We start from the raw sequence: 19954 nt of genomic DNA on the forward strand, positions 1-19954 counted from the left end.
CAATTATTTATTTCTCTGTATTAGTTGATGTAAATCAATAATCACAAAAGTTGGATTTTGCTCAATTGCTTTATATTGCTTCAACAAATTATTTGTATCATTATCGTAATTTACGCTTATATAATAGTCTGCCCCGTCTTTAATCATATTTTTAATATCATCGTCAACTACTGGCCAACCAAATCTTTTTGTCTGATAAAGAAAAGTCGTGTCTCCGTTATATGGAGCAATTACTTTTGCATTTTTGGGCAAAATTTTATTTGCTTCCATCCCTGCAACAATAATTTCATAATGGTTAATTTGATAATCTCCAGAAATTCCAAACCATCCCATCCCTAGCATCATCAAAGTACAAAATCCAACAAATCCAGCAACAACTAATTTGTTAAATTTCTGTTCAAACAAAAACACAATTCCTGAAGCAAGCATCAAACAAATTGCTGGAATAGTTTGCGTTTGGTAATAATCATGCTGCACATTCCCATCGGCTACAACAGCAACATAAAGAAGCATTCCAGTCGCCATCAAAATTATTGGCAAATTTTTGCGCTTCAGGACGCCGAAGGCGAAAAGCGGCAATCCCCAAACTCCCAAAATTAAATCTCCTAATCTTGTTCCAAAAATCCACCGGAACCATGCAGGTCTAAAACGAATTCCATTTCCGTTTAATAGCCAGACGAAAAAGGGAATTCCTATAAAATTGGTACCGCTATCCATCCAGGCTCTCCAAAGAAAAAATGGAACTAACGCTAATGCCAGATAAATATAAATCCAAACATTTGTCCAAAAAACTTTCAGTCCATGTTTTTTAATTAATAAATACAAATAAACCGGAAAGTAAAATGCAACAAACGGTTTCAAAAGCATTCCAATTGCTAAAAATATCGCAGACAACAATAAGAAAAATAAATAATTTTTCTTGTGATCTAAGAAGATCATGAAAAACCAGAGTGAAGCAAGTGTTACAAAAACCGCCATCGGCTCGGGCAAAATTACGCGAGTGAAATAAATATTATATGGAATAAATGCATAAAAAAATGCCGATGCAAGTCCTCCCAGTTTTCCCAAAAATCTTTTTCCGATTAAATAAATAAAAAAACTGGATCCAACCGCGCTAACTACGGAAATAAGTCTCGCCCAAACTTCCAAAGAAAAGTGATGCAGTGTTTCAAATAAAACAACATTTATTAAGTTATAAATTGGAAATTCTACAAACCTTAATCCTTGTGGATTAAAATAACCTGTTTGTGTCGATGAAATATCATAATATCTGGGTTTTAATAAATTTATCCCCTGATCTACATAAACCTGAGAAACAGAAACCGTGTCAGCTTGTCTCCATGAGTGCCAATCATCAAGAGGATTGTCTATTTTATAAAGTCTTACTCCAAATGCTCCAATAAGAATAAGAAGTAAACACGCTACTTCAATTATTCTCGAATCGCCAATTTTTAATAATTTATTCAAAGTTTTTCGCATTGTATAAAATTGCCATCGCAAATCCAATCAAAAACCAAAACGGAATCGCAAATTTACTCGCTTCAAAAATATCAATAAAAACTGCGTTTAGTAAAACTGCAGGAATTATACCAATTACTCCAGCCAAATATGCAGTTCGGAAGTTGATTTGCTTTTTGCTTAGAATTCCCTTTGGCCAGGATTTCATAATTAAATCTTTTGTAATTCTAAAAAAAACAACAAAAAAAGTTATTGCCCCAAGTGCTCCTGTTTCCGCAAGCGCACGCAAATAATCATTATCAGTTGCAAGAGTTGCAGATGCATATCCTGTTCCCAAAAGCGGATCTTTCAAAAAAGCTCGAATAGCACGAGGCCATTCAACATTTAGCCTTATAGAGGTTGATAAGTCCTGTACTGGCGCTTGCGCGCTTAAAACTTCTCCTTGTGCATAAACAGGTCTAATTATTAAATCACTAAGTCTATCTTTTATTGCGTTAAAAATATTTAAATACCTATCAAACAAATTGCTTGTGGCAAATGCAAAAACAATTGTCGCAACAACTATTATTAATATATATTTAGTTTTTCGAAGCACCACTAAAGTGATCGACATCGCAAGTACATAAGCAACAGCTGTAATTCTGCTTGCCGCATTTATCATGAGCCAAAAAGAAGTTGCAATAAGCAAAAACACAATTATCTTCTGCCAATTTTTCTTAACTACAAAAAATATTCCAAGAAGTATCGGGCTTGTAATTAAAATATAACTTGCCAAGTCATAGTGCCCTGCAAAAGTTGAAACAAGTTGTGTACCAGGAACATATCTTAAAGCAATTCCTTTTGAATATTCACTGTTTTGTGTAGTAATAACTGGGAAATTAAAATATTTTTGAGCAAGGCCAACAACAAAAACAATTGCCAAAACTATTCCAATACATTTCATATAAAATTCCAAATCTTTTATTGATTTTAAAGTTGTAAATGCAATAAAAAAGCCAAGCAAGTATTCAACTCTTCTCGCCCATTCTAAAAATCCAACCAAAGCAGTTGCGGTGTTTAAAAATACAACGCCAAGAAGTGTTGCCAAAAATCCTGTAGCCAAAAATAAAATAATTGCTCTTACAACTGGATTTTTGTATAAAGAAAAAAGATTGGGTAAGGTTTTTAAAAACCAAAGCACAGTAACAACTAAAATCAGGAAGTCTTCAATGCGAATTGAAACATAAATTCCAGGGACATTTATAAAAGGAAATTTTGGATAAAGCGGGACTGCAATCAAAATTGCAGCGATCCCGTATTTTAACAATGTATCAATTTTAAATTTCAATAAAAGCTTTTGCATATATTTTTGGGCTTATTAAAAATAATCTCCAAAGGCATCCTAATTTTAGCAAAATTTTAAGAGGCAGTTGTTGCCAGCTTGGGTAAAATTTTTCATAAAACTTTTTAATATTTTTCATTTCAGAAATAAGAGGAAATGCTTTTACACTGCTTGCTCCCCCAAAATGAGTTATTGACCATTTTGGATTATAGATAATTTGGAAGCCTTTTTGTTTCACTCGATAACAAAAATCCACATCCTCAACATACATAAAATATTTTTCATCTAAAGAACCAACTTCATCAACAATTTCCTTTCTAGTAAGTAAAAATGCACCAGTTACCCAATCAAGTTCCTTTTCTCCATTATAAAAATTTATTTTTGGATGAAATGGTTTTATAAAATTATCAACAAAAGGTAAATCCTGTATTATCATCCAGGAAAAAACTCTAAGTAAAGTTGGAAAATATCCACCAGTTGTTTGCAAACTTCCGTTTTTGTTTTTCAAAGCACATGTTGAAATTCCAATTTTTGGATTTCCGTTCATCCACAAAACCATTTCTCCCAAGACATTATCATGAATTAGGGTATCTGAATTAAGAAGCAATATATATTTCCCTTTAGCGTCTTTCATTCCCAAATTATTTCCTCCAGTAAACCCTAAATTAGTTTTGCTTTTAATTAGTTTAAAATTTTTTGAAATCTTTATTTTTCCAGTTGTCTCACTATCAACCAAAATAATTTCGTATTTAATTCCCCTGGTATTCTTAATAACAGAATCAATACAATCTAACGTTAATTCTTCAGTATGAAAATTTACAATAATAATAGACAAATCAAATTTGTCTGCGGAATACTTCGTCTTCGTAGATAGATCAGGCATATTCATGAATCATCCAAGCCATAAGCAAAAGTGTGAGACCTCCAAAAACAATTCTTAAAGCAATACTTGTTGGCACATATTTAATAGTAATTTTTTCCTGATAATGCACACCCTTATACCAAATATCATCCTGTGGTTTTGTTGCAATAAAACCGTTTATATAAACAGATTCCCGAAAAGGATGTGCCAATTCTTCAAGATAATAACTTCTCGTTTGGTCTCGAATAAGTGTTTGTGCATCCTCAGGAGGATAATTTAATTCCAAAGTAAAAGGTCTATATTTAAATTGATTTTTGTAGTGAGCAATTACTTCCTCCCGTGTATAATTTGTAAAATAAGCGCGCCTCAAAGGTGTCTCTACATCAGCATCTTCCATTGATTGAACCGATCCTGGCGGAGGAGTTGGAAAATCTTTAAAAGGAGTTGGTAAAAGCAAATATGCAAAAAACAATAACCCAAAAACAATTAATAATGCATACAAAACTTTCTTTAAGGTAATTCTCATTGAAAAAGTCTTGCCCTTCCAAGTTTATAATGAAGATCGTGTGTTTTTCGTTCTCCGATAATCTTTGCTGGAATTCCTCCGACAATTGCAAAATCTGGAATATCTCTAGTTACAACAGCCCCAGCTGCAACAACAGCCCCTTTTCCTACAGTTACTCCTGGCAAAATTATTGCTCTTGGCCCTATGAAAACATAATCTCCAATTTTCACAGATTCTTCACGAGCTTTAAAAGTTTCACTCTCCAAATCATGTTCTGATGTATAAAACATTACTTCACTTGCAACGTCAACATGACTTCCAATAATAAGTCCAGCTCTCCCATCCATAAAAGCCCCGTCTCCAATAATAGTATCTACGCCAATTTTGATTCCTCGTTGATCAAAAAACTTGGCATGCATATGAATTTTAGATCCGGCTCCAATCTCTACACCAAAAATCTGGTAGATAAAATTGCGAACTATATGAATTGGTATATGTCCTGTCCACCTTAGAATCATTAACTCAAAATCCCAAAAATAATTTTTCACTCTATTAATTATTTTTTTCATAGCCTCATTTGAAGACAATTTGTTTCCATCTTTATCTTGAAACATTTTATTAGTTAGCCGCCTTTCTCAAAACTTCAATTGTTTTTTTGCTCATATTTATCCATGAAAATTTACCAAGCTGCACTTTTTCCTTCTCTATCAAATTATTATATTCTTTTTTAGTCATCTTTAGAACTTTTTCCATACCATTTGCTATAGAATTAATATTGTTTGGATTAATCAAAAACCCAGCATTCCCAACAACCTCAGGCAAGCTTCCGACATTGCTTGCTACAACCGGCACATTAAGAGAGAAAGCAGTCAAAATATCAAGACCAAATCCCTCCCAAAAAGAAGGTAACACAAACATTTTTGCACCTTTAATTAAAGCAAACTTATCTTTTTCATCAATAAAGTCTGTAAACACTACTTTTCTCTCCAAATTCAAGTTTTTTACCAAAGAAAATATACTTTCATAAAGCCATCCTTTTTTGCCTGCAATAACAAGTTGTAAATTATCATTTTTTATTTCAGAAAATGCCGTTATCAGGCTTTCTATATTTTTTGATGGTTTAAGAGTTCCTAAATACAAAATATAATCATTAACTATAGAATATTTGCCTTTAATATTGGCAATTTTTGCATCACTTATCTGAGTTTTTGTCAAATCATCAACTCCAGGATAAGTAACCACAATACCTTCACTTGGTTTTTTATAATACTTTATAATATCTTTTTTGCTAGCTTCTGATATAGTCAGTACATATTTTGATCTATTTACTGAAATGGCAGTCCAGTACTTCAACTGCCAAAAATCATATTTAGTAAATTGTGCCGAAAATTCGAAGAAACCAAGGTCCATAACTGAACAAACGCTTGGGATTGGAATTAAAGGCGGTAAATAATGATTTGGTGAGAAAAAAACATCAAGTCTATCGGAATTCTTGAGCAAATATGGAGTTAATCGAGTTAAAATCCACATTTTTCTAGATGACAAAACTTTATATTTAAAGTTCTTGCTCTCTTTCGGCATATCGCTAAACGGTCTATCTTTCAAATATACAACAACTATAAGATCTTCATTCTTAGGAAGTAAATTGTATATACCTTTAATCACTTCATAGGCATATTTATTGACTCCAACCCGATTTTTTATGTTTGCTTCGTTCCCGTCAATGCCGATAATCATGAGATATTATACCTCGGTAAACCTCTAAAGTCTCTTTTGCACACTTTTCCCAGCTAAAATCTTTAACTCGCTTATAACCTTTTTTACTTAAGGTTTTTTGATTAACTACGGCTTTTTCAATCCCGTCTCTTATAGAATTAATATCCAGCGGATCCACCAAAATGGCGCTGGTTCCAGCAATTTCTTTCATTGCTCCAATATCTGATGTAACAACAGGAACTCCACATGCCATAGCTTGTAAAATCGGCAGTCCAAAACCTTCATATAACGAAGGGTAAACCAGGGCCTTGGCCCCGCTATAAAGACAGATAAGATCATCCTCGCTCAAATATCCGGTATGAATAATTCCTCGATTATCAATATCCATTTTTTTACCCCCTCCAACAATTACCAATTTGTGTTTATTTTTAGTTTTTTCAAACGCTTCAATCAACCTAGTACTATTTTTTCTTTTGCCTACTCCTACAGTCAAAATATAATCCTCATGAATTTGATATTTTATTTTCACGGATTCAATCTCTTTTTCACTCCTTCGTATAAAGTTTTCACCAACTCCCTCATAAATTACTTTTATTTTTTCTGCATTTGCCCCTATTTCCATCAAATCTATTTTAGTTTGATTGGTAGGAACAATAATTCTATCAACCTCTTTTAAAACCCAATAAAGCCTTCTTTTGTGAACATCGATAATTTTTCTTGGAGTTTCATTTGGAAATTTTATAGCCACCAGATCATGTACTGTAGTTACTTTCAAAGCTTTTGTTGGAGGTTGAGTCCAATCAGAGCTGTGAAGTATGTCAAAGTTTCCAACAAGTTTTTGCGGATCAATAACATGTAATCTATTCCAAAGTAAATCAGCCAGGGTCGGGGAGAGCGACAAAACATTTGAAGTCCACTGTTTAAGTTCTTCTTTCCTGCGCAGTGTCCCTCCAAAGGTTATGAACTGATCTTCTTTGTCAATTTTATAAAGATTCACAAGGAGTTCTCGTGTGTAATAGGAGACTCCAGTTCCATAAATTATTTGTGAAATATCAATTCCAATACGCATTATTTCTCCTTTACAGCAAATAGATCAAAGCTTGCCTGCGGCCAGAAATAAAACAGGGGCTCTGTCAAAAACACAATTAATCCCCATAAAATCCAAGGCTTATATTTTATCGTCGCATATTCTCCACGAATGCATTTTGGGCCACGCAGTCCATACACTTTATAGCCCATTCGTTCAAATTCTTCTTTAGTCCAGCCACTGAAATGTCTTTGATATGGATTGTCACCATACTCACCTTGTTTTACAAATCCATTTGGTGTCAAAATAATTATTTTTTTTGCTGCTATTTTTTCCATGGAAGCAATCAGTTTTAAAGCTTTTTTCTTGGTAAAATGTTCAACAACATCAAGTGCCACGGTTGCATCAAAACTATTGTCTTTATAGTATTTGCCAAGATTATTAAGGTCAGCCTTTTTATATGAATCATGAATCTTCTTGCGTTTACTTTCGGCAATTGCAGGTGCAAAAACATCGACTCCTTCAGACTTAAATGTCTTCTTAACATTTTTAATCGGCGAATCATTTCCACAGCCCACATCCAAAACACTTTTACAATAAGTAAGATTATTAGTTAGCTGTAAATAAAAAAATATATCTTGGTATTTCTTAATTAGATCTCGCATATTTCCAAACTACCACACCATTAAAATCATATTCCTGTAGCTTATGATATCCTAAATTCTCCAAATTTTCCCTAGTAGAATCTGCTGGATCAACAATTTCTTGAGAATAACGTATCAAAAAAACTTCTTTATAATCTTTTGCTTGCTTCAAATTAATAATATTCGCATGTGCATCATAGTACAAAAATGATTCTTTCTGCGAATTTGCTGCAAAAAGGACCGGACTATTACCTACAAATTTTGCAAAATCTCTCCAGTCCTCTCTTTGAAATTTCACATTACTCAAATAAATAAAACTTGTCGTTAAATTAAGTGCCAAAACCAACACAACTAAAATTACTCTAAATTTATTTTTCAAAGCGTTTGCTCCAGTTGCAGCAATTAAATAAAAAGCGGGCAATACAAACAAAAATCTGAAATAATTTAATACTGGAATTTTAATACTAATCAAAAGGGCCATTGTTGTTGGCAAAATTAACCACATCCAAATCAAAGTGTCCCTTCTTGCTTTATAAAAAAGATAAGCAAATATAGCAATGGCAGTTAAAACAACGGCAGCATAAACAAACTTATTATCAAAACTTATTCTCCCTATTCCAAATTTGACAGGTATCAATAAAATATTTTTTACCGAAAAAGTTCCTAAAACATTTACCCAGGCAGGGGAACCGTTTGCAACTGAAAGTCCCGAATGTAATTGTTTCAAAAATATCGGTAACCATAATGCGGCTAAAACTCCCAATATAATGTGCGACGTAATCAATTTCTTAAACCAATTAATATTTTTCTTTCCTAAAATTCCAATTACGAAAAATACAGGTAAAATTAAAAGTGGGAGATAATCAGTTGCTCCAACTAATCCTAAAGTTATCGCAAAACTCATCCAATACTCTACCCTGTCTGTTTTTAAAATTTTCACAAATGAAAACATTGCAAATGTTACGAGAAATGTACTCATTGCATACATTCTTGCTTCTTGCGAATAATAAATAGATAATCCTGAAGTAGCTACAAAAATAGACCCAACAATCCCCGTCTCTTTGTTAATCAATTCTTTTCCAATTAAATAAACAAAATAAATCGTTAAAACTCCAAATAAAATAGATAAACTTCTTAATCCAATTTCAGTTGTTCCAAAAAATATCGACCATACACGTAAAGTTAAGTAATAAAGTGGCGGATGAAAATCTCCCACAATAAATTTCCCAAAAAATTGGGATAAACTCATATGAATAGTGGAAACAGAAGTTGCTTCATCAAGCCACAAAGATTGATTTAAAGAAATTAATCTTAAACCAAGTCCTAGAAGTAAAATAAAAATTATCATTTTGCAGTCTTTCCTGTAAACATCATCTCCAAAATTCCCACAAAAATTCCAAAATCATACACTATTTTAAAAACCAAAAATCCAATAGCTAAAACAAATCTATTCAATAAATCGTAAAAATAATTCTTAAAAGAATATTTTGGTTCATCAATTTCATTTTTTTTAAAAATAAGAAAAAGACCTAAAATATCAAACCATTTTAGAAGTCCAGCAATTATTGAAATCAATATAAACGATCGCAATGTTGCAATTAATTCTCCAATAAATCCCATCTTATATTTTCTTTTTGCGGACCATTTTGCTTGCTCAAAAACTTCTTTTAAATTATCAGGGTTCTCATGATAAAAAACTGCCTTTGCAGCTATTGCTTGATAACCAAGTTTATCGCTCAAAGTGTAATCATCGGTATACCCTCCTTTTGAAAATCCATTAACTTTTTCAAACTCGCTTTTTAAAATCGCCCGAAATACTTTCTGCTGATCTGGATAATCTCTCGGATGCCTCATTCCTTCTAACCAACCTTGATTTATTCCCCAACATTTTGCCCAAATATTATTTTTATTTTTGACATATTCTAATTTACTAAAAGTTCCATTTGTTTTTCCTTCCCTAATTGGGCCAACAAGTTCTCCTAAAAAGTTTTCTGAGAAAGTCATGTCACTATCAACAAAAACTAAAATCTTTCCTTTTGAATATTTTGCTCCAAGATTACGAGCTATAGCCGGACCTTCATGATTTTGTTTCAAAACGATAATTTTATATTTTTTAGACTTAAACTCAGAAATAATTTTTAATGTATCATCAGTGCTGCCATCGTCAACTAAAATTACTTCAAAATCTTTTTCAAATTGTTTATCTAAAGACTTTAAGCATTCTAAAATTACTTTTTCTTCGTTGTAAACTGGAATAATTACACTTACTCTCATAATTCTTCAATTATATCTTTATATTTCTTGGCAATCTCATCCCAACTAAATTTTTCAGCTTGTTTTCTTGGAGCGCTTCCCCACTTTGTTTTTAGTCCCTGATCTAAAACTTTCGCATATTCTTCCGTATTAATTGGGTCAACAAAATAACCAGCATTACCAACAATTTCTCGTCTAATCGGATCATTATTAGCTACAACTGGTAATCCGCTTGCCATTGCTTCAACCATAACAATACCAAAAGATTCCCAAGAAACTGTTGGATATGTAAATAAATCGCATGAAGTATAAACTTCTGGCATTTTTTCATGACTAAAACTTACAATTTTAAACCTTCCCGGAAGCAGTTTATCGCCCAACTTCCGCAGTTCTTCTTCCTTATTTCCTTTCCCTACAATTAAAAGTGATGCATTTGTTTTTGATACAGCTTTTATAATTAAATCTTGTCTTTTTTCTTCAACTAAAGCTCCAACATTTAAAACAATTGGTTTTGGTAAATTAATTTGGATTGGTTTAATATTTTTATTAAACTTTTTTAAATCAACTCCGTTTGGAATCACTTCAGTTTTTACAAAAGGATTAATTTTTTTTGCCCAACCTTTCTGCCAGTTTGTAAGTGCAATAAAACAATTAGGAAAACAAATTAAGTTAAACTTGTCATCACCACCTGGACCTGACTGCCCAGGTATAATAATTTTTTTATTGTTTATTAAGCACCACAATTTAACCAATAGAGTTTGAGTACTGCCGTTTGTTGCAACAATAATATCTGCATCTATATTTCTTAAAACTCTTATCACATGTTTCCCTAACAAAATATTCCAATAAAAATTTTTAAACGGTATTTTCCAATTAATTTTAAGTTTTGAAGAATTTACTTTATATTTCGAATTTGGCAATTTATCTCCATTCTGATAAACGGTTACATCAACATCCAAATCAATTAATCTATTTGCTAATTCATGCACATAAGTTTCAACTCCACGATAAACTTTCCCACTATAAAAACTTAGAAAAGCAACTTTTATTTTTTTAGTTTCCATTCTTGAACTCCTTCAGAAATATTTTTGGTGTAAACATAATTCTCTTTTATCCAATCAGTAATCATTTTTGGCTGATATGTCCCTATATCATACCAATTTCCATTTTGAGGCGCTGCCCAAAAAATCGCAGACGGTTTATTTGTGTTAAAGCTTTTAATAACACTTTCCTGAACTCCTGGAATTTCTAAATACCACCCGAAATTATCAAGCCAGGGCTTATTTGGAAATCTATCTGAAAAAGCATAAATATCGCTATTTAACCCTAATAAATAAATTGGCTTATTTTGCAGAGAATCTCTTTGTACCGTTTTAGCCAATATTTCATCACTACTCCAAAATCTGCTCCCTCTAAATTGCAAACTTCTAATATTAATAATCAAAACCAAAATAGGAATTAAAAATAATAGATAATAATTAAAATTAATTTTTGAAGACAAATAAATAATTAAAATAACAAAAAAAGCAATTGCCGGTTGTAAATGAAAAAAGGAAAACCTGGGATAAAACCCAATTATTCCTGCAAGAAAAAATGAGGAAAGTAAATAAAATTCTTTTTTTCGTTTCACTTGTTTAAAAGATTTTGTCAGTATTAACAAAATCGAGATAATTAAAATAAATAATAAAATACCTTCTCGCGCTGTCGGCAAAAGTTGGACATATCCGGGAAACTTTGTCCAATATTTACTTGGGTAAATTATCGTCCAATTTATAAAATCTTTTAGAGAGGTTTGCATTATTAAAGAAAATAAAAACGGTAAAATTATAATCGTGATTCCAAATATATATTTAAAAATATTTTTCACATCTTTTTTAAACAATAAACAAAAGCCGACAATTCCTAAATAAAAAATTCCAGTCTGTTTTGTTAAAACTGCTAACACTAAAATTAATCCCGTCAAAAAAAATCTTTTGTTTAAAAATAACAAAAATCCCCCCAGCAAAAACGGGCTCATAAATAAATCTGGCCAAACCATATTCCCTTCTAATATTGGCTGTAAAAATACATAGACCAAAACTCCGCAAACTGCTAAATATTCTTTCTTGGTTAATTTCTTTAAAATCAAAAATATTAGAAAATCATTAACCAAAAACCCAATCCAACCAAAAATCTCCAAAGCAATCAATTTATAACCAAATATTTTATAAACAACCGAAAGTAATACCACTAAAAGTGGCGGGTAAGCATGCACCATGTCTGAATAATTTATAAACCCATGATTAAGAAAATAAGGAAAACTGATCATTTCAGGCCAAGCAGTAAATTGCAATAAATTAAGAATAATCAAATGCAGCCCTAAAATTAAAAGTAAATAAAAGCAAACTTTCTTCATTAATTTTTCCTTCCCACCACTGTCATACTATCGCCCTCATCAAAAAAAGTTACGAAGATATCGTAGGGGATATTTATGATATCTGTAAAAAATCTTCTTTTTTTTTGTGTCAATGCTTCCCAAATTTCTTTAAAAGGATCACTAAACTCGAAAATTCCCGATCTGCTTTCAAAATGAATAACTTCAAAATTATTTTTTTTAAATAGCTTTTGTAAACTCCTCTTTGTAAACTGGCTAACATGCTCTTTTGGTAGTTTATATGGCCATTTATCTTGCAATATTTTTGAGGCAATCCCTCCCGCATTAGGAACATCAACCAACAAAATCCCTCGAGGTTTTAAAATCTTATAAATCTTCGCCACTACTTTTTCAGCATCTTTAACATGTTCTAAGGTATGATTCATAATCACTAAATCAAAATAATTTTTAGGCAAATTTGTTTTTTCAAAATATTCATTTATTATTTTATGTCCCTTTTTCTTTGCAATTTTATTGCTTTCAGATGGTTCTACTCCCCAAGTTTCAAATCCATCTTCTCTAAAGAGATCAAGCATTGCTCCAGTTGATGCACCAATATCAAGAACCTTTCCATTCTTTATATATTTTTTAGCTATCTCAAACCTTGTTTTGAAAATATTTTTAAAATGACTTTCATTTTCTTCATAAGTCTTATCGCGATGATATTTTTTGTAATTACTCATATTCGTCTTTTAATTTTTTTAAGCGGTGTCTGTAGATACGCTTTTACTTTGAAACCCAATTGAGTATTTTCCCAATTATTTGGAACTATTTCAGGTTTTTCTCTAAAAAAAACCTCTGGAAAATAAAAATCCCCCGCAAATTCTATTCCTCTTTCATATTTCTTTTTTTTATCTCGCTGCATTACTTCAAAATCTTTAGTTGATCTTGTAAGATGTGTAGCGTGAACGTACGCTAAATCAAAAAACATTATTTTAGACTCATCACGATTTTGTATCGGTAAACCATCACCATCAAAAAAGCCTTCTTTACCATAAACATCTCCAACGTGCAGTCCTGGAATATTTTTATTCATAAATCGAAGTGCAAAATGCCCTCGTCTTTTTCCAAACCGATACATTCCAGCATTCTCTTCCTGAAAATGAAACATGTCACCAATCAAATTGTAAGTTTTTACAACCACAGACTCATAAACTTTATTACTATTAATAAAACTGCTTATCTTTTTAATATTCTCATCCCACCAAACCTCATCCCCATCTAATATAAAAACCCAATCTCCAATACTGTTGTCTAGCATTTGTTGACGCACACCACTATATTCTTCCGGGTCCACTCTACCAATCTGCTTAAAATGAATTTTATGAGGATATCTTTTTATAATTTCCTCAATAATTTTTAGCGTTTGATCGGTACTCCCTGTGTCCCAAAGCAAAATTTCATCAACGTAATTTACAACAGAACCAACACTATACCATAAAAAATTTTCTTCATTTTTAACCAATGTATTTATACTAATCATTTTTAAATTTTCCAAAAACCCAAAATGCAGGAATAATAAAATTGGAAATACTCCCAAATAAGATAGCTAACGCTGCTCCAGCTATACCAAAAATTGGTATTAAAACTAAACAAAAAATGGTAACAACAATTACATTCACAAGACTTATTGTTACAAAAAGTTTTGGATATGAAAAATAATAAATTGTGGTCATGTGCACTGGAATAGAAAAAAGGAAAACTACTTGAGCAACAAGTAAAACTATAAAGGGAACAAAACTTGCAAAATATTCTGGTTTATAGAAATGTCTTATAAAAAAATATCCAACAAAAATCCCTGAAACTATTCCCAACAAAGAAAGTACACCAACAAAAACCTGCAATTTTTTAAGATATTCAATCGCTTGTGTTTTATTGTTTTGCCCTGCAAGTTTTGGAGCAACAACTGTTCCTATTGCACCCACAAGCTGAGGAATAATACTAGATAAAGTGACTGCAACTGAATAAATACCAACAGCAGTAAGCCCTAAAATTCTAGTAACAAAAAAAATATCTAGTCTACTTGCTACCGCAGCAAGAATAGTAAATAACGCAACCCATTTATTATAATGGAAAAATTCTTGCAAAACTTTATTTTCATTTTTAACTCCCAAAAACCTGGGCAAAAACAAAAGCGAAGATATAAAAAATATTATCGGAGCAACTGTTTGAATAATTAAACCCGACTGTAATGCAAAGCTACCGGTAGCTAACAATATAGCCATAAAAACGAGTCTTGTAAAATTAGAGGAGATGTTAACTAAACCCCAGATATTAAATTTCTGAATCGCCTGCAAACTGCTAGTTGCAAACCCGAATAATAAAAGTCCTACTGAAATAAAAAGTGACAGTCTAAGAGGTAAAATTAACGAACTGTTTTTAAAAAAATAAATTGCAAAAAAAGGAACCAAGAACCAGCCAATAACAACTACTAATACACAAACAACAATTTTTGTCTCAAACGCCAACTTTAAAAATCTTAAAGCCTTTTCCTTTTCTTTTTTTATATATTTTCCTACAAAATTTACAGTTCCAGTTTCCGTACCCACTACTGCAATATCAGTAACAAGTCCAGAAGCAGTTACAGCAACGCTAAATTCACCCAATGTTTTCGCGTCAAAAACGCGAGCTACCCACCAAAAAAATACAAAACCCAAAATTCCATTTATTACAGTTGCTGTCGTAACAATTCCTGTATGACGAAAAGTTGCCGATCTAGTTATCGCGAGTATTTTTTCTCTCATGCATATAAATTATAAACAAATAAACTATAATAATTAAAAGTAAAGTTAAAATCGAAAAATAAATTCCCCATCTTAAATATTCATCACCTCTAAAAGTTATTTTAAAATCTTTAAAATTCTGATCAACATAAAAACCATTGACAGCAGAATACATTGGTACACTTTGTTCATCGTTACCATTTTGTAAATACCAATTATTATTAAATGTATCAGTAAAAATTATCCAACCTGGTTTAGTAATCTCCCCACTGTAATTTTGTGATTTCTCCAAATTTAATATTTTTTGCAAACTGGAAACATCTTTGCTTTTATCAATATTATAGTTTTGGAAATTGCCCAATAATTTATCGCTTAAATTGCTTGCATTATCCATTTCAGCTTGGGAAATTAAGGCTATCGTATTAACTGCTTGAAACCCGCCTTCATTTTGCAAATTCAGTGAATAACTCCCAGTACGAAGTGGAATCGGTCCATATTCTTGCCATTCGAAATCACCACTTTCTTTTCTATGTACCAGTTCCTCATCGTGGTTAAAAGTTAATTTCAAATCTGAAGAATCTACTCCCGACATCGTCCTAATCGCCAAATAATAACTTCCATCAGCAGGTACTTTAAGACTAAAATTCAGTTTTTCATTTTTTACTGTTGAAAATGCAACACCTAAATTATAGTCAAACTCATGGGTGTCAATATTGTTTTCTAAAAATTCATATTTCCACATTAAGTAATCGCTAGCCTTTCTTATTGCCCAGGTTGAATAATAAGAAGATGATGACGGAATAAAATCATCTGAAAGGAAACTCATTTTTAAATCTTCAACTGTCTTGTTGTTAAATATAATAACAGCAGCACTTGATGCGACATTCTCTAAGCTGCTCACTGCAAATTTACCATCTTCAGGGAATAAGAAACCTTCATTAGAAACAGAAAAATCCTTATCAATTAAACTAAGTTTCTGATAAATATCATCCCCGCCAATTACTACAAAACTTTGATTAACCAAAAACTTATTTGGAAGAGTAGAACCATTCTCGTAAACAGGTATGTTTGTCCCAATATCTAATTTCTTTAAGCGTTTATCGGCGGCAATCAAATTATTTAATCTATCCCAATCTTGTTGTTCTGTTTCACTTAAATTTCGAGATCTAGGATTGCCATTGAAAACCAAATATTTAATTCCAAAAAGCCTAAAAAAATCGAGATAAAGCGGATTATTAATAAAATTAAATTTATCACCAGTACCATTATTCATAGATGCAAATGGTCTAAAGTTCACTAGATCAGAGGCAGACAAAGCCTGATTATTGTTATTCGAAAACGAAAACGGTGAAATTTCATTAAACCAAGCATCCCTAAAAAAATCATTTTGAGCAACTAATGTGTTATAAATTTTTTCATAATCGCCAATATCTATGTTTCTTCCCAAACTACCATTCATTTTCCCTACTACAACCTGCCATACCAAAAATAAAATAATTATGAAACCCAAAGCTTTTACAAGAAACGAATATTTATTAACTCTTCTAGATATCTCTTCGATAGCTACACCAATTAAAATGGATCCAAATAACAGAAGTGGAATAAAAAATTTTGTAGAATCACGAAAAACACTTCCAAACTTATTATTTACAAAAAAACTATAAAAAAAACTAAATGGTGGAGTCTCTCCTTTTGCAAGAAAAGCAAAAACCATCAAACACAAAGTAAGAAAAATTATCTTTTTGTTTTTTATTAAAAAAACCGGCAAAAAAACAAGAATCGGTATAATTACAAAATAAAAATAAACGGGAATTGTTTGCCCAAATTGATTTGTAGGCCAATTGGAAGAAGTTAAAAATAAAGTATTAAGAAAAGAAGTCGTTTGAAGCGATGCAACATCCGTACTAACTTCAGCAGACAATCTCAAAGCTGGAATTATCCAGTACATTGAGAGTCCGAGTAAACAAAGAGCCATTAAAATCAATTTTCCAATCTTTGCAAGTTTTTTCTCTTGAAGCAGCAACGCTGTCAGAAAGACTATCGCGGCAATCCTAAAATCAACAATTGTCAAAATAAAAGCTGCAACAAGACCTACCAAAAAACTACTACTTAAAATTAAAAAAAGTACTAACGGGAAAAGTCCATATGCCAAAACCACTCCGACTTGACCACCATCAATCAAAAGTAAAAAATATGTATTAATTAAATAAAACAAAATAGTGTAAAAACAAACTAAATTAGAAAATTTAAAATATTTTCTGACTAAAAGATAAATCCCCAATCCTCCAAACAATAAAGATGGAAAATAAAACAAAACACGAAGTATTACATCATTTGAAAAATGTAAAAAATGACCAAGAGCTCCATAAATAAACATTAAAGGATAAATCCATAAAAACAAATTCACATTTCCTAACGCATTACCCCTTGAAGTCCAAGCACTCGGAAAGTAAAGAAGCTCTTTAAATCCTTCGTTATAAAAGTAAGGGGCATCACCAAAAACAAGATGGCCATTCAAAAAAAACTTATGAAAAACAGTTCCTAAGCCAATTAATAAAATAATAAAACTAATTTTTTTCCACATAAAATAATTTAAATAAAATTGCAATTATCAGTAAATAAAAAATCCAATTTACAATTCTAATTGCAACTCCAGGGTGATTTAAAAAGAGAAGTAGAGAAATGAACAAAAATCCTACTACAAAAAATAAATACAACTTCATATATTGCAAAAATTATACTAGAATTACAGCAAATGTACGAGGGTAAAACTGTGTCAGTTGCAATCGCAACATACAGAGAGAAAAAAACAATTAAATCAGTACTCGATAATTTTTATAAAACTAACTTTGTAGATGAAATAATAGTAATAGACAATAATGCAGAAAAAGGCACCTACAAAGAAATTACAAAATCGACACCTTTCAAAAAAGGAATCGTAAAAATATATTACGAAAAAAAACAAGGATATGGTTACGCATATAAAACTGCAATTAAAAAAGCTTCATGTGACTATATCGTTATATGCGAAGCAGATGGTTCCCTGAAAGCAAGCGACATAGAAAAATTTTTAGTCTACTCACGAGATTTCGATGTTGTACTTGGCACCAGAACTAGCCAAATCGGCTCTCTTTCCGGAACGGGGATGGGTATCATAAGAAAATTCGCCAATGTTTTAGAAGCAAAGACAATCGAAATATTATTCAACAGCGTTGCACTGACAGATGTTGGCTGCACCTATAAATTGTTTAAGAAAGAGGCACTTAAAAAAAACATTTCAAAATGGAGTAATAACGGAACAGCTCTATTTAATACCGAACTGACGCTTCATGTAGTTACACAAAATTTGAAGTTCGTCGAAATTCCCATAAGTTATACAAAGAGTACGAGAAAATCCGCAATCGTTGGTAGATGGTGGCAAACAATTAATTGGGCAATAGTTATACAAATTTATATATTCTATTTTTTTATTAAACAAAAATTTAATTTTTGAAAATATAAGCAGTAAAACCACCTTCTCTAATTATGTTTTTGTAACCTGTTTCATCGATAGCAAATCTCGACTCGTTAATGACAACTTTATATTTTGTATTCTCTAGATTTCCAACAGGCAAAAGCCAAGAAAATTGCTTATCTGCAATATTATCTTCCGGAGCCCTCCCGTAAATTGTGAACAAATACCCCCACCCAGCTGTTCCTTGACATGGCCCGCCCATCTCTTGCAAACTAAAACTCGAGTTGCCAACAATTTGCATAACATCACTTATCATTTTTCTTTTTGTAGCCAGACCGAACTCTCCACTTGCGCTAAAAATTGTAAAAACATTAAATATTACGAAACACAAAATCAAAAAATAAAATACGTATCGAAATAACCTATTTAAGTTTGCAATTGTATAGGCAACAATAATGAAAAAGATCGGAAAAAAACCAAGTAAATAATATTCAACAGAACCTACAGAAGACAGAAAAATAAAAGGTATTAAATAAGCTAAACTAAAAACAAAAATTAGCCTCTTTGCTTCATTTTTCCAGAAATCTTTCTTCAAAAAATAAATTATTAGTAAAATCAAAGCAATGCATATAATAATCCAGGAAGCTTTTGTAGAATTATTATTAGGCAATGTGTTACAAGGATATAAAATTTCATCAGTATTAGTTTTCCCAGGCGCAAGATAAAAAAGTCTGCTTGTTGCTTTTGTCAAAGTCTGAATTCTAATAAACATGTTTGTTTGATTTTTATTTTTTCCGAGCGCTTGAAAAACTCTAATCGGAGCAGTGAAGTCACTCCAATTATGAAAGTAATTAAAAACAATTAGCGGTGAAATAACTGTCAAAAATGTCAGGAAAGATAAAACTAAAATCTTAATATTCCAAGTTTTTTTATGTGTTATTCCCCAATAAATGGCTACAAAAACAACCAACACCATTGACAAATGAATATGAAAAACAATTCCATACAAAAAAGCAAAGACAATCCACCAGTACTTCGAATGACGCGTGTTGTAAATAGAAATAATCATAGCCATCGACAAAAAAGGAACTGCAGTTGGATACGGCTGCTGATCGTAATAAACAACAAGAGCAGAAACTGCATAAAGAATAGATGCAATAATTGCTGTCTTCCTACCGAAAAGTTTATTAGCGAAAAAATAAATTAGAACACAGGCAGCAACTCCAAAAAGACAAGCAATCAATCCCCAAACAAAAGGGTTTCCGTTAAAAAGCCACATGAAAGGCACCAAAAAGTAATTCAACCCAGGCCCCATATAAAAATCAAATCCAAGAGCGCTAACTCCAATCCAAATAATATGAAAATTACTAGTCAATGTTTTTGTAATGTAAAGTACATATTCTTCATCTGGAGTAAAAACCATTAACTTATTTAAAGTAAAAACACGAAGAACAAATGCTGTAACAATAATAATTAAAAATGATAAACTGATTCGAAAATTTTTAAATTTCATGTTTATTCTTATTTTACTTCTCACAAGTCTCGTTTTCTATATTCCGATTCTGTTAAACTCAAACC

19 protein-coding genes are annotated in these 19954 nt (G+C 31.5%); 1 reads left to right on the top strand and 18 read right to left on the bottom strand.

The window, feature by feature from the left end:
- Positions 1–3: 3 nt before the first annotated feature.
- From VG895_02955 to VG895_03035, 17 genes are read right to left on the bottom strand one after another with little or no spacing between them, the layout of a single operon-like run.
- Positions 4–1479, bottom strand: a complete 1476-nt coding sequence (locus VG895_02955) for a glycosyltransferase family 39 protein (GenBank protein HWA51983.1) — start codon at positions 1477–1479, stop codon at positions 4–6.
- A complete protein-coding gene (locus VG895_02960; protein ID HWA51984.1) occupies positions 1460–2800 on the bottom strand; it encodes an O-antigen ligase family protein in 1341 nt (446 codons plus the stop codon). Before VG895_02960 ends, VG895_02955 begins: the two co-directional genes overlap by 20 nt.
- Entirely contained in the window at positions 2775–3662 is an 888-nt protein-coding gene (locus VG895_02965) for a glycosyltransferase family 2 protein (GenBank protein HWA51985.1), read from the bottom strand. The genes VG895_02960 and VG895_02965 overlap by 26 nt, the downstream gene beginning before the upstream one ends.
- Positions 3655–4167: a hypothetical protein gene (locus VG895_02970; protein ID HWA51986.1), complete on the bottom strand. Its 513-nt coding sequence runs from the start codon at positions 4165–4167 to the stop codon at positions 3655–3657. The genes VG895_02965 and VG895_02970 overlap by 8 nt, the downstream gene beginning before the upstream one ends.
- Complete coding sequence (locus VG895_02975) at positions 4164–4715, bottom strand: acyltransferase (GenBank protein ID HWA51987.1); 552 nt, start codon at positions 4713–4715, stop codon at positions 4164–4166. The genes VG895_02970 and VG895_02975 overlap by 4 nt, the downstream gene beginning before the upstream one ends.
- A gap of 49 nt (positions 4716–4764) precedes the next feature.
- Positions 4765–5883 carry a glycosyltransferase family 1 protein gene (locus tag VG895_02980; GenBank protein HWA51988.1) on the bottom strand — a complete coding sequence of 373 codons (1119 nt, stop codon included), beginning with the start codon at positions 5881–5883 and terminating at the stop codon, positions 4765–4767.
- Complete coding sequence (locus tag VG895_02985; GenBank protein ID HWA51989.1) at positions 5867–6931, bottom strand: glycosyltransferase family 1 protein; 1065 nt, start codon at positions 6929–6931, stop codon at positions 5867–5869. The genes VG895_02980 and VG895_02985 overlap by 17 nt, the downstream gene beginning before the upstream one ends.
- The gene (locus VG895_02990) at positions 6931–7554 is read right to left on the bottom strand and encodes a methyltransferase domain-containing protein (protein ID HWA51990.1); all 624 of its coding nucleotides are present in this window, start codon (positions 7552–7554) and stop codon (positions 6931–6933) included. The genes VG895_02985 and VG895_02990 overlap by 1 nt, the downstream gene beginning before the upstream one ends.
- Positions 7538–8881, bottom strand: a complete 1344-nt coding sequence (locus tag VG895_02995; protein ID HWA51991.1) for a glycosyltransferase family 39 protein — start codon at positions 8879–8881, stop codon at positions 7538–7540. Before VG895_02995 ends, VG895_02990 begins: the two co-directional genes overlap by 17 nt.
- On the bottom strand, positions 8878–9807 hold the full coding sequence (locus tag VG895_03000) for a glycosyltransferase family 2 protein (GenBank protein HWA51992.1): 930 nt from the start codon (positions 9805–9807) through the stop codon (positions 8878–8880). The genes VG895_02995 and VG895_03000 overlap by 4 nt, the downstream gene beginning before the upstream one ends.
- Entirely contained in the window at positions 9804–10850 is a 1047-nt protein-coding gene (locus VG895_03005) for a glycosyltransferase family 4 protein (protein ID HWA51993.1), read from the bottom strand. The genes VG895_03000 and VG895_03005 overlap by 4 nt, the downstream gene beginning before the upstream one ends.
- Positions 10832–12181, bottom strand: a complete 1350-nt coding sequence (locus VG895_03010) for a hypothetical protein (GenBank protein ID HWA51994.1) — start codon at positions 12179–12181, stop codon at positions 10832–10834. Before VG895_03010 ends, VG895_03005 begins: the two co-directional genes overlap by 19 nt.
- The gene (locus tag VG895_03015) at positions 12181–12882 is read right to left on the bottom strand and encodes a class I SAM-dependent methyltransferase (protein HWA51995.1); all 702 of its coding nucleotides are present in this window, start codon (positions 12880–12882) and stop codon (positions 12181–12183) included. Before VG895_03015 ends, VG895_03010 begins: the two co-directional genes overlap by 1 nt.
- Positions 12879–13682 (bottom strand): glycosyltransferase, encoded by an 804-nt coding sequence (locus tag VG895_03020; GenBank protein ID HWA51996.1) that lies wholly within the window; start codon positions 13680–13682, stop codon positions 12879–12881. Before VG895_03020 ends, VG895_03015 begins: the two co-directional genes overlap by 4 nt.
- A complete protein-coding gene (locus VG895_03025) occupies positions 13675–14943 on the bottom strand; it encodes an oligosaccharide flippase family protein (protein ID HWA51997.1) in 1269 nt (422 codons plus the stop codon). Before VG895_03025 ends, VG895_03020 begins: the two co-directional genes overlap by 8 nt.
- Complete coding sequence (locus VG895_03030) at positions 14915–17506, bottom strand: hypothetical protein (GenBank protein ID HWA51998.1); 2592 nt, start codon at positions 17504–17506, stop codon at positions 14915–14917. The genes VG895_03025 and VG895_03030 overlap by 29 nt, the downstream gene beginning before the upstream one ends.
- On the bottom strand, positions 17490–17645 hold the full coding sequence (locus tag VG895_03035) for a hypothetical protein (protein HWA51999.1): 156 nt from the start codon (positions 17643–17645) through the stop codon (positions 17490–17492). The genes VG895_03030 and VG895_03035 overlap by 17 nt, the downstream gene beginning before the upstream one ends.
- 32 nt (positions 17646–17677) lie before the next feature.
- On the opposite strand from VG895_03035, the gene VG895_03040 reads away from it, so the two are divergent.
- The gene (locus VG895_03040) at positions 17678–18415 is read left to right on the top strand and encodes a glycosyltransferase family 2 protein (protein ID HWA52000.1); all 738 of its coding nucleotides are present in this window, start codon (positions 17678–17680) and stop codon (positions 18413–18415) included.
- Here the strand turns inward: VG895_03040 and VG895_03045 are convergent.
- A complete protein-coding gene (locus VG895_03045; GenBank protein ID HWA52001.1) occupies positions 18405–19889 on the bottom strand; it encodes a glycosyltransferase family 39 protein in 1485 nt (494 codons plus the stop codon). The genes VG895_03040 and VG895_03045 overlap by 11 nt on opposite strands.
- Between the last annotated feature and the right edge of the window lie 65 nt (positions 19890–19954).

Source organism: Patescibacteria group bacterium, assembly GCA_035549555.1.
Lineage (GTDB): Bacteria > Patescibacteriota > Microgenomatia > UBA8517 > UBA8517 > Co84-156.

Bases quoted from the DNA above. Each gene is read 5' to 3' on its own strand.
- VG895_02980 (HWA51988.1), bottom strand. From the start codon at position 5,883: ATGATTATCGGCATTGACGGGAACGAAGCAAACATAAAAAATCGGGTT.
- VG895_03000 (HWA51992.1), bottom strand. From the start codon at position 9,807: ATGAGAGTAAGTGTAATTATTCCAGTTTACAACGAAGAAAAAGTAATT.
- VG895_03010 (HWA51994.1), bottom strand. From the start codon at position 12,181: ATGAAGAAAGTTTGCTTTTATTTACTTTTAATTTTAGGGCTGCATTTG.
- VG895_03035 (HWA51999.1), bottom strand. From the start codon at position 17,645: ATGAAGTTGTATTTATTTTTTGTAGTAGGATTTTTGTTCATTTCTCTA.
- VG895_02995 (HWA51991.1), bottom strand. From the start codon at position 8,881: ATGATAATTTTTATTTTACTTCTAGGACTTGGTTTAAGATTAATTTCT.
- VG895_03020 (HWA51996.1), bottom strand. From the start codon at position 13,682: ATGATTAGTATAAATACATTGGTTAAAAATGAAGAAAATTTTTTATGG.
- VG895_02970 (HWA51986.1), bottom strand. From the start codon at position 4,167: ATGAGAATTACCTTAAAGAAAGTTTTGTATGCATTATTAATTGTTTTT.
- VG895_02985 (HWA51989.1), bottom strand. From the start codon at position 6,931: ATGCGTATTGGAATTGATATTTCACAAATAATTTATGGAACTGGAGTC.
- VG895_02990 (HWA51990.1), bottom strand. From the start codon at position 7,554: ATGCGAGATCTAATTAAGAAATACCAAGATATATTTTTTTATTTACAG.
- VG895_03030 (HWA51998.1), bottom strand. From the start codon at position 17,506: ATGTGGAAAAAAATTAGTTTTATTATTTTATTAATTGGCTTAGGAACT.
- VG895_02955 (HWA51983.1), bottom strand. From the start codon at position 1,479: ATGCGAAAAACTTTGAATAAATTATTAAAAATTGGCGATTCGAGAATA.
- VG895_02960 (HWA51984.1), bottom strand. From the start codon at position 2,800: ATGCAAAAGCTTTTATTGAAATTTAAAATTGATACATTGTTAAAATAC.
- VG895_03045 (HWA52001.1), bottom strand. From the start codon at position 19,889: ATGAAATTTAAAAATTTTCGAATCAGTTTATCATTTTTAATTATTATT.
- VG895_03025 (HWA51997.1), bottom strand. From the start codon at position 14,943: ATGAGAGAAAAAATACTCGCGATAACTAGATCGGCAACTTTTCGTCAT.
- VG895_02975 (HWA51987.1), bottom strand. From the start codon at position 4,715: ATGAAAAAAATAATTAATAGAGTGAAAAATTATTTTTGGGATTTTGAG.
- VG895_03040 (HWA52000.1), top strand. From the start codon at position 17,678: ATGTACGAGGGTAAAACTGTGTCAGTTGCAATCGCAACATACAGAGAG.
- VG895_03005 (HWA51993.1), bottom strand. From the start codon at position 10,850: ATGGAAACTAAAAAAATAAAAGTTGCTTTTCTAAGTTTTTATAGTGGG.
- VG895_03015 (HWA51995.1), bottom strand. From the start codon at position 12,882: ATGAGTAATTACAAAAAATATCATCGCGATAAGACTTATGAAGAAAAT.
- VG895_02965 (HWA51985.1), bottom strand. From the start codon at position 3,662: ATGCCTGATCTATCTACGAAGACGAAGTATTCCGCAGACAAATTTGAT.